13 protein-coding genes are annotated in these 9,363 nt (G+C 46.5%); 6 read left to right on the top strand and 7 right to left on the bottom strand.

Annotated features, from left to right (window positions below; genetic code table 11):
• The 4 genes from B3O33_RS06985 to lptM all read right to left on the bottom strand — a co-directional run.
• On the bottom strand, positions 1–525 hold a 525-nt coding region (locus tag B3O33_RS06985; protein ID WP_292363272.1), incomplete at its 3' end, for a DUF484 family protein.
• The gene (gene dapF / locus B3O33_RS06980; RefSeq protein ID WP_339612390.1) at positions 501–1,349 is read right to left on the bottom strand and encodes a diaminopimelate epimerase; all 849 of its coding nucleotides are present in this window, start codon (positions 1,347–1,349) and stop codon (positions 501–503) included. The genes B3O33_RS06985 and dapF, both read right to left, overlap by 25 nt.
• 4 nt (positions 1,350–1,353) lie before the next feature.
• Entirely contained in the window at positions 1,354–2,607 is a 1,254-nt protein-coding gene (lysA, locus tag B3O33_RS06975; protein WP_292360458.1) for a diaminopimelate decarboxylase, read from the bottom strand.
• 4 nt (positions 2,608–2,611) lie between these two features.
• Positions 2,612–2,740, bottom strand: coding sequence for an LPS translocon maturation chaperone LptM (gene lptM / locus B3O33_RS06970; RefSeq protein WP_292360460.1), 129 nt, complete (start codon positions 2,738–2,740; stop codon positions 2,612–2,614).
• Between the two features lie 202 nt (positions 2,741–2,942).
• Between lptM and pilB the strand changes: the two genes are divergently transcribed.
• The 6 genes from pilB to yacG are packed head-to-tail and all read left to right on the top strand — an operon-like array spanning position 2,943 to position 8,388.
• Entirely contained in the window at positions 2,943–4,661 is a 1,719-nt protein-coding gene (gene pilB / locus B3O33_RS06965) for a type IV-A pilus assembly ATPase PilB (protein WP_292360462.1), read from the top strand.
• 3 nt (positions 4,662–4,664) lie between these two features.
• Complete coding sequence (locus B3O33_RS06960; RefSeq protein WP_292360463.1) at positions 4,665–5,900, top strand: type II secretion system F family protein; 1,236 nt, start codon at positions 4,665–4,667, stop codon at positions 5,898–5,900.
• Positions 5,901–5,904: 4 nt separating this feature from the next.
• On the top strand, positions 5,905–6,774 hold the full coding sequence (locus B3O33_RS06955) for a prepilin peptidase (RefSeq protein ID WP_292360465.1): 870 nt from the start codon (positions 5,905–5,907) through the stop codon (positions 6,772–6,774).
• Position 6,775: 1 nt separating this feature from the next.
• Positions 6,776–7,384 carry a dephospho-CoA kinase gene (coaE, locus tag B3O33_RS06950; protein WP_292360467.1) on the top strand — a complete coding sequence of 203 codons (609 nt, stop codon included), beginning with the start codon at positions 6,776–6,778 and terminating at the stop codon, positions 7,382–7,384.
• Between the two features lie 45 nt (positions 7,385–7,429).
• The gene (gene zapD / locus B3O33_RS06945; RefSeq protein ID WP_292360469.1) at positions 7,430–8,200 is read left to right on the top strand and encodes a cell division protein ZapD; all 771 of its coding nucleotides are present in this window, start codon (positions 7,430–7,432) and stop codon (positions 8,198–8,200) included.
• Between the two features lie 2 nt (positions 8,201–8,202).
• On the top strand, positions 8,203–8,388 hold the full coding sequence (gene yacG, locus B3O33_RS06940; RefSeq protein WP_292360471.1) for a DNA gyrase inhibitor YacG: 186 nt from the start codon (positions 8,203–8,205) through the stop codon (positions 8,386–8,388).
• On the opposite strand, the gene mutT is transcribed toward yacG, so the two are convergent.
• The 3 genes from mutT to nadA all read right to left on the bottom strand — a co-directional run.
• The gene (gene mutT / locus B3O33_RS06935; protein ID WP_292360473.1) at positions 8,385–8,786 is read right to left on the bottom strand and encodes an 8-oxo-dGTP diphosphatase MutT; all 402 of its coding nucleotides are present in this window, start codon (positions 8,784–8,786) and stop codon (positions 8,385–8,387) included. The genes yacG and mutT overlap by 4 nt on opposite strands.
• Positions 8,787–8,789: 3 nt before the next feature.
• A complete protein-coding gene (locus B3O33_RS06930; protein ID WP_292360475.1) occupies positions 8,790–8,975 on the bottom strand; it encodes a zinc-finger domain-containing protein in 186 nt (61 codons plus the stop codon).
• Positions 8,976–8,993: 18 nt separating this feature from the next.
• Positions 8,994–9,363: quinolinate synthase NadA (gene nadA, locus B3O33_RS06925; RefSeq protein ID WP_292363270.1), on the bottom strand; the 370-nt coding region annotated here is incomplete at its 5' end.

Raw genomic sequence — 9,363 nt, 5'->3', positions numbered from 1 at the left:
CTTTTCACCGAACAATAATTGTTTCTGCGCTTTGGTCAGTCGGCCACAAACCGGTTGCTGTTTGGCCAGAATATGGTCAAAGGCTTTCAGTTGGCTATCATCGGCATGTAATTCGGCAATATTGCCTTCAACAGGCGGTAATTTCGGTTTTTGTTCACCGCTGTAAAACAATCTTAACGACACTTCGTCAGCCGAGAATTCTTCTTTTAATTGTTGCATCAAAGTGGCCAACAGGCCTTGTAGATCATGGCAATCCATTAGTCGCAAGCAGAGTTGATGCACTCGTTGTTGCAACGCGGCATTGCTATGAGCATTATCAATTAACGCATGCAATTGATCATGCAGATGCTGATTTTTCTGGCGTAATTGCTGCCGCTGTCGTTGCGCCAGCGAAATCGTGCCTTCAGGTGATTTATCGAACTCAAGTTCAGACAATAAGTCAGGCTGCTCGATCAGAAAATCTGTGTGCTGTCGTAAAAATTCACTGACCTGTTCAGCGTTTACAGATTGTTGAGTGTTGCCCACGCAATTTCTCCATCAAATACATGTTGTGCCGGTCCGGTCATCCATACTGAGGAATCCTCATCAGGCCAGCTGATTTCTAATGTGCCGCCCGGTAATAAAACACTAACCTGCCGCCCAAGTATTCCACGACGAATGCCGCTTACTACTGCCGCGCAAGCCCCAGTACCACAAGCTGTTGTTTCAGCAGAGCCACGCTCATAAACGCGTAATTTAATATGTTCATGATCTACCAGCTGCATAAAGCCGACATTCACCCGTTCCGGAAATTGGGCATGGCTTTCTATTTTCGGACCCAGCTCACCGACGGGCGCTTTTGCGACATCGTCTACCAACAAAACAGCATGCGGGTTACCCATTGACAGTGCAGCGATTTCAACCTGATGGCCTGGTTCAACCACCAGCATATAGGTATTGCTGGCTTCAGGTGTTTTAAAGGGGATCTGTTCAGGTGAAAAGCGTGGTTTTCCCATATCAACACAAACCTGACCATCGCTCTGTAAAGTCGGATAAATCACGCCAGAGGCAGTCTCTACGGCAATCGAATCTTTGTCGTTCAGGCCGTTATCACGTACATATCTGGCAAAACATCGCGCACCATTGCCGCATTGGGAGACTTCCCCGCCATCTGCATTAAAAATCCGGTAACGGAAATCCACATCAGGTCGCTCTGATTTTTCCACCAGCAATAGCTGATCACAGCCGATACCAATATGCCGATCGGCCATAAAGCGAATTTGCTCAGTGGTCAGCTGCACAGACTGATTGATGGCATCAATGACCACAAAATCATTTCCCAGACCATGCATTTTGCTGAATTTCAACATAGGGTTAATCCTGCAATATCTGCTCACCAGCATAAAGGCTTTCAACAGTTTCCCGTTGACGCGCCACATGCATGGTTTCGCCGTCAACCATTATCTCTGCTGCCCGTGGACGTGAGTTGTAATTTGAACTCATGGTAAAACCATACGCTCCAGCAGAACGAATCGCCAATAAATCTCCGCTTTGGATTGCCAGACTTCGATCTTTGCCTAAAAAGTCGCCGGTTTCACAAACCGGGCCGACTATATCAAAGTCTTGTTCTGCTTCATCTGAGCGAGGTTTAACCGCTTCAATCGCCATCCATGATTGGTATAACGCCGGTCTGAGTAAATCATTCATAGCCGCATCAACAATTGCGAAGTTTTTGGCTTCTGTGGCTTTGATATATTCCACTTTGGTCAGCAAAATTCCGGCATTGCCAGCAATTGCCCTTCCTGGCTCCAGCATAATTTCCAATTCACGTCCATTTAATAAACCATGCATCGCGTGAGCATATTCAGCCGGAGTGGGCGGTGTTTCGTCGCGATAGCAAATACCCAGTCCACCACCAATGTCGAGATGCTTGATCATAATGCCCTGTTCTGCCAACGCGTCAATCAGTGCTAAAACTCGCTGCAATGCATCAACAAACGGGGAAACAGAAGTCAGCTGCGAGCCAATATGGCAATCCACGCCGATTATCTGCAGGTTAGGTAATGATACTGCCTGCTGATAAACATCTAACGCATCATCAATCGCAATGCCAAATTTGTTTTCTTTCAGTCCGGTCGAAATATACGGATGGGTTTGTGCATCAACATCCGGATTGACACGAATAGAAATTGGAGCCGTTTTTCCAAGGCTGACGGCGACGTCGCTGATACGTTGCAGCTCAGGAACCGATTCCACATTAAAACAACGGATGCCGATGTTCAGGGCGTAGCTGATTTCTTCAACCGTTTTGCCGACACCGGAAAAAACCGTTTTTTCTGCTTTACCGCCAGCGGCAATCACTCGTGCCAATTCACCGGCAGAAACAATATCAAAGCCGGATCCCAATCTGGCAAGCACATTGAGCACGGCAAGATTTGAATTGGCCTTGACGGCATAGCAGACCAGGTGCGGATAGGCTTTAAACGCATCGTCAAACGCTTTCCAGTGCTGTTCTAGTGCCGCTCTGGAATAGACATAGGCAGGTGTGCCAAACTCCGCCGCTAATTCGGTCAGGGATTGCTGCTCAGCGTATAATTCACCGTGTTTTTGTACGAAATAATCTTGCATGTTTTTAGGAAACCTTCACAGTATTGGCCTGGCCTTCCGGCAGGTATAAATCGCCCTTCAGACCACATGAAGTGAGTATTGCCACGGTACTAAGAACTAAAGCCAGAACTTTCCAGCCAGATATTTTCCGCATGATGTCTTCCCCGATGCTTTAATGGCAGGCAGTATACACAGGAAATTCCGTGACAGGCCCACATTGGAAACTAGAATTTATTATTTAAGTTACATACTATTAGGGTCTGTTTATCTTTCACAGCCAGCAGTGATGATGATGAAATACAAACAGGCCCCAGCGCATTGAATGTAGGCATTATATTAAGGAATCGCGTCCCGTAATGGCAAATACAACAGCACCTATCCGGCTAAGCGGTCTCGCCAGGCGACTTGTAAGTGAAGGCTTGCTGAGTGAGGAGCAGGCCCAGACAGCCCAGGTCACCGCCAAACAGGCTTCTCAGTCCTTCGTAACCTATCTGGTCAATAATAAATTACTTAATAGTGATGTTATTGGTGCCATTGCCTCACAAGAATTTGGCGTACCATTATTCGATCTCGACAGCATGAACATGGAACTGGCACCGACCAGCCTGTTTCAGGAAAAACTTATTCGTCAGCATAATGCCTTACCACTGTTCCAACGGGGCAAACGTTTATATGTCGCGGTGTCAGACCCGACCAACCTGCAAGCTCTTGACGAATTTCAATTTAATACTGCGCTGAATACCTACCCCGTTCTGGTTGATGAACAAAAATTATCGGTCACCATCGAAAAAGCGCTGGATAACAAAAATCAGGTTTTAGATGATTTTGATGATGCCGAACTGGACGACATTGATCTGGGACCAGATGATGAAGCGGATCGCGGCGCTGAGCTGAGTGAGAAAAATATTGATGACACGCCTGTTGTCAGATTTATCAACGGTATTCTGACTCAGGCAATTAAAGCAGGCGCTTCAGATATTCACTTTGAACCCTATGAAAAAAAATACCGTGTTCGGGTGCGTATTGACGGTATTCTGCATGAAACCAAAACAGCTCCTGTCGCCTTAGGGGGACGTATAGCAGCCCGTCTGAAAGTACTTTCAAGAATGAATATTGCGGAGCGCAGGGTACCGCAGGATGGCCGGATGCGATTGAAAATTTCCAAATCCAAAGCCATTGATTTTCGTGTCAGTACCTGTCCGACCTTATTTGGCGAAAAAATCGTTTTGCGTATTCTGGATCCGACCAGTGCACAGCTGGGTATTGATGCATTGGGATATGAAGAAGATCAGAAAAAAATCTTTATGGAAACCATGCACAAACCCTATGGGATGGTGCTGGTTACGGGTCCGACCGGTAGCGGTAAAACCGTTTCGTTATATACCGCATTGAATATCCTTAATACCGATGACCGCAATATCTCCACCGCCGAAGATCCGGCTGAGATAAACCTTCCGGGTATCAATCAGGTCAATGTGCATCCGCAGATTGGTTTGGGATTTACCGAGTGCCTGAGAGCATTCTTACGTCAGGATCCTGACGTTATCATGGTGGGTGAGATTCGCGATCTGGAAACTGCTGAAATTGCCATTAAAGCCGCACAAACCGGCCATATGGTGTTTTCTACTTTGCATACCAATGATGCACCACAAACGCTGACCCGCCTTGCTAATATGGGGGTTCCAGCCTTTAATATTGCCTCTGCGGTGACGTTGATTATTGCGCAGCGTCTGGCACGTCGTCTTTGTCAGCACTGTAAAAAGGGAGAAACATTGCCAAAAGAAACCCTGATTGAAGAGGGGTTCAGCCCGGAACAAATTGCGACAGATTTCAAAGTTTACCATGCTGTCGGTTGCGAACATTGCACCGAAGGGTATAAAGGACGGGTTGGTATCTATCAAGTCATGCCCGTATCCGAAGCAATGGGACGTATGATCATGGAAGGTGGAAATTCGATTCAACTTGCAGATCAGGCAAAAGCTGAAGGGATTGATGATTTGCGTGCATCCGGTCTTAAAAAGGTCATGGCCGGAGCGACCAGTCTGGAAGAAATTAACCGCGTCATTAAGGAATAAATCGTGGCTACAGCAAGTAAACCTAAAAAAGCCGAGCTGCCGACGTTATATTTATGGCAGGGCACAAATAAATCTGGCCGCAAGGTTAAAGGCCAGCAAGCTGGTGAGAGTGTGCAGGCTGTCCGAGCAGATTTACGACGTCAGGGCATAACTCCCGGTAAAGTGCGCCGTAAACCCAAAGATTTATTTGCTCCCCGTAAACCCAAAATCAAACCGGTTCATATCGCCATTTTCAGTCGAATGCTGGCCACGATGATGTCATCCGGTGTGCCAATGATGCAATCATTGCAAATCATTGGTGAAGGCCACGAAAATGCCAGCATGCAGGAAATGATTCTGGCTATTAAAGCCGATGTGGAATCAGGTACCAGCCTGGCAGAATCATTGGCAAAATTTCCATTACACTTTGATGATCTGTATATCAGCTTGATCAATGCCGGTGAACAGTCCGGTACGCTGGAAGCCCTGCTTCACGAAATCGCAACCTACCAGGAAAAAACCGAAGCACTGAAATCCAAAATCAAAAAAGCGCTGGTATACCCTACCGCCATTATGGTGGTGGCGTTCATTGTGACGGCTATTTTAATGATCTTTGTTATTCCGCAGTTTCAGGCGTTATTTACCGGTTTCGGTGCGGACTTGCCTGGCCTGACCAAAATAGTCATCAGTATTTCTCAGGTATTCCAGGACTACTGGTGGTTAATTTTCGGCAGCATTATCGGTTCTGTAATGGGCTTTATGGCAGCCCGCAGACGTTCCCGGAAAATCCAGCATTTTATGGATCGAATGCTATTAAAATTGCCCGTCATCGGTGATGTCTTGACCAAAGGTGCTATTGCACGTTTTGCCAGAACCTTTTCCGTTATGTTCAAAGCCGGTGTGCCGATGGTGGAAGCAATGACTTCGGTAGCTGGGGCTACTGGTAATATTGTTTACAACGAAGCTACTTTGGAAATGCGCGATGATGTCGCCACGGGTACACAGTTAAATAAAGCCATGACCGACACCGAACTGTTTCCTAATATGGTGATTCAGATGGTGTCGATTGGTGAAGAATCCGGTTCACTCGACGCGATGCTGGCCAAAGTGGCCGATTTTTTTGAACGTGAAGTGGATGATGCTGTTGATAATATGACGGCGTTAATGGAGCCCTTTATTATGGCATTCCTGGGTATTTTGATCGGTACGCTGGTTATTGCCATGTACTTGCCGATTTTCAAACTCGGCGCAGTCGTTTAATCCTATGTCGCTTATTTATCTGCTGGAAACCTCCAGCACATTTTTTATTGTCAGTACTTTTATTCTGGGTTTATTAGTCGGCAGTTTTCTCAATGTGGTGATTCATCGTCTGCCCCTTATAATGCAGCGCGAATGGGAACAACAATGCCATGACTTAATTGGTTCGGCGGCCCCTAAATCAGATGAGCTGACATTAAGTAAACCCCGCTCTCGCTGTCCGCATTGCGGTCATGCCATTACCGCATTAGAAAATATTCCGGTTATCAGTTACCTGATACTCAAAGGCCGTTGCAAAGACTGCAAAGCACCGATTTCGAAACGCTATCCACTAATTGAGTTGCTGACCGCTATTATTTCAGCGTTGGTTGCATGGCATTTTGGGTTTGGGATTGCAGTCTGTGGCGCGTTACTTCTAAGCTGGGCTTTGCTGGCATTGACATTTATTGATGTGGATCACCAGCTGTTACCGGACAGTATTACCCTGCCATTATTGTGGCTGGGGCTTTTCTTTAATCTATTTGGTACATTTACCGATATCAGTTCGGCCGTGATTGGTGCCATCGTCGGCTATCTTGCCCTCTGGCTGGTCTATCATGGCTTTCGCTTGGTAACCGGTAAGGAAGGCATGGGCTATGGCGATTTCAAACTGCTGGCAGCTCTGGGGGCCTGGATGGGTTGGCAAGCACTGCCAATGATTATTTTATTGTCTTCTCTAGTGGGTGCATTGGTCGGTATCAGCCTGATTCTGTTAAAACAGCAGCATCGGGATAATCCGATTCCATTTGGGCCTTATCTTGCCGCAGCAGGTTGGTTAGCCCTGGTGTGGGGAGAAAGCCTGACCAGCGGTTATTTGAACTGGAGCGGGTTAAGCTGAAATGGTATTTCGGGTTGGCCTTACCGGAGGCATCGCATCGGGCAAATCAACGGTCTCAACGTTATTCGAAAATCTGGGTATTGAGGTCATCGATGCCGATAATATTGCCCGTCAGCTGAGTCAACCCGGTACGGCTGAATATCAATCCATTGTTCAGCAGTTTGGTGCTGATTATCTGCTGGCAGATGGGCAGTTAAATCGAGCCGCATTACGCAAACGGTTATTCTCTGATCGCAGGGCCAAACAGACTTTAGAACAAATTCTGCATCCATCAATCCGCCAACAGCTTTTGCAACAGGCTGCAGACGCCACGGGCAGTTACTGTATAGTGAGTATTCCTTTATTGATTGAAGCGAATATGCAGTCTTGTGTGGATAGAATTCTGTTAGTAGATGTAGATCACGAAACCCAACTGGCACGTCTGCAAACCAGAGATCAGCTTTCCGTTGAAGAGGCCATTCAACATCTTGCGGCTCAATCAAATCGTGCAGAGCGATTGCAATATGCTGACGATATCATCGACAATAGCGATGGAATTGAAAAATTGAAATTTCAGGTCACACAACTGCATGCGTTATATTGTCAGTTGGCTGAGGCAGCAGAACATTAAATCAGGTCAAAATGCTGACCTTATGGCGAAATCATAAAACACACTATGTCTGACGTAATTACATACGAACAACCTCTCAATGAACGCATCAGAACCTTCCTGCGCCTGGAATTTCTGCTGGCACGTGTGGACTATGCCATGCAACACGATGATGAAATGAGTCATCGTGAAGCCATTGATGCCATGCTGAATATGCTGCTGGTGTTTGAACGTGGAGACATGAAATCCGAAGTCACCAAAGAAGTTGAACGGCTGATTACCAATTTATCTGCGCTGGAAAACTCGCCGGGTGTTGATAATGAGACACTGGATGCGCTGCTCGCTGAATTGGATCAGACGCTTGACGCGTTGCAAATCCGTAAATCGGCTATCGGCCAGGTGTTAAAAGAAAATGAATTTCTGTACAGCATCCGCCAGCGTTCCAGTATCGCCGGGGGCACCTGTGATTTTGATTTGCCAGCTTATCACTACTGGTTACAACACAGCTCAGTTGAACAGCGACAACAACAGCTGAATTATTGGCTGGAACAGTTTGTTGCTGTTCGCGGAGCAATCAATATCAGTCTCAAGCTGATTCGTGGCAGTTCTGGTTTTTCTACGGCTCAAGCAGAGAAAGGCTTTTATCAGCGCAGTCTGGATAGTAATTTACCCACACAATTGATTCGGGTTCGTATACCGGCCTCAACACCTTACTACCCTGAAATCAGCGGCGGTAAACACCGTTTTACAGTACGTTTTATGACGTTTGATATCAATCAGCGTCCCCAACAAATTAATGATGATGCGGATTTTCAGCTTAGCTGTTGCACGATGTAATTATGGTTTTGAAAGTAAATTGTCCACAATGCGGACGTAAAGTGGAATGGACGGACGAAAACAAATGGAAGCCGTTCTGTTGTGAACGTTGCAAACTCATCGATCTGGGCGAGTGGGCTGCGGGCAATCATCGCATTCCCGGTGAACCGGTTATCGATCCTGAAGATGATCCCAACTCGTTTCACTAAACCACGTAAAGTCTTTGCAGTCGCTCTATAATTTCCACGTTCGCAGCAGGAAACTCTTTTTCTTTTAAATCTGCTAAAGCACACCATTGCAATGGCTGCCCTTCCTTACCGGTTGCTTCACCAACAAAGTCGGTCACTAACCAGACATCAAGCTCGACCTGCAGGTCTGGATAATCATGAACAATCTGCATTAAGGGGTCAGCCTGCTCAACCTGTAAACCGACTTCTTCCTGAATTTCCCGCTGCAAAGCCTGTAACCGGGTTTCATCGGCTTCACGCTTGCCTCCCGGAAATTCCCACAGATCACCTTGATGCTGATGTGCATGGCGACGGGCAATTAATACCTGTTCATCATTATTAAGAATGATCGCAACCGCAACTTGTAAACGTTTTTTCATCAGTTAATTTTTCAGCACAAACAGTGTGCCGCAGTATGGACACAGCACTTCACCATGGCTTTTTATTTCAAGGTAAACACGAGGATGAGCATTCCATGCCGGCATATCCGGCATGGGACAACTGATGGGCAGATCTTGTTTGGTCACTTCATAGCGTCGCTGTGTACAGGCTTGTGTGGTCTCTGACATAACGCGCTATCTCCTGTTTTAAATCGGTAAAGCGAGCATCCGGTCCAGCGCCAGTTTGGCTTCTTTGGCAGTCACCGGATCCACTGATACCTGATTGACGACATGACCTTCTACCAGATTTTCCAATACCCATAATAAATGCTGAGGATCAACGCGGAACATGGTTGAACACATGCACACCGTTGGCGACATGAAATGTACCGATTTACCCTGATCCTGGAAACGTTCATGTAAACGATTCACCAGATTCAATTCCGTACCCACCAACCAACGGGTATTGGGTTCACTATTGGCAATAGTATTCACAATATATTCGGTTGATCCCACATAATCCGATTTCTGGCAGACTTCAAAACTGCATTCCGGATGGGAAATCACTTTGGTTTCC

The organism is Methylophaga sp. UBA1464 (genome assembly GCF_002325665.1).
Taxonomy (GTDB): domain Bacteria; phylum Pseudomonadota; class Gammaproteobacteria; order Nitrosococcales; family Methylophagaceae; genus Methylophaga.
This window is presented reverse-complemented; position numbering and strand designations above follow the sequence as displayed.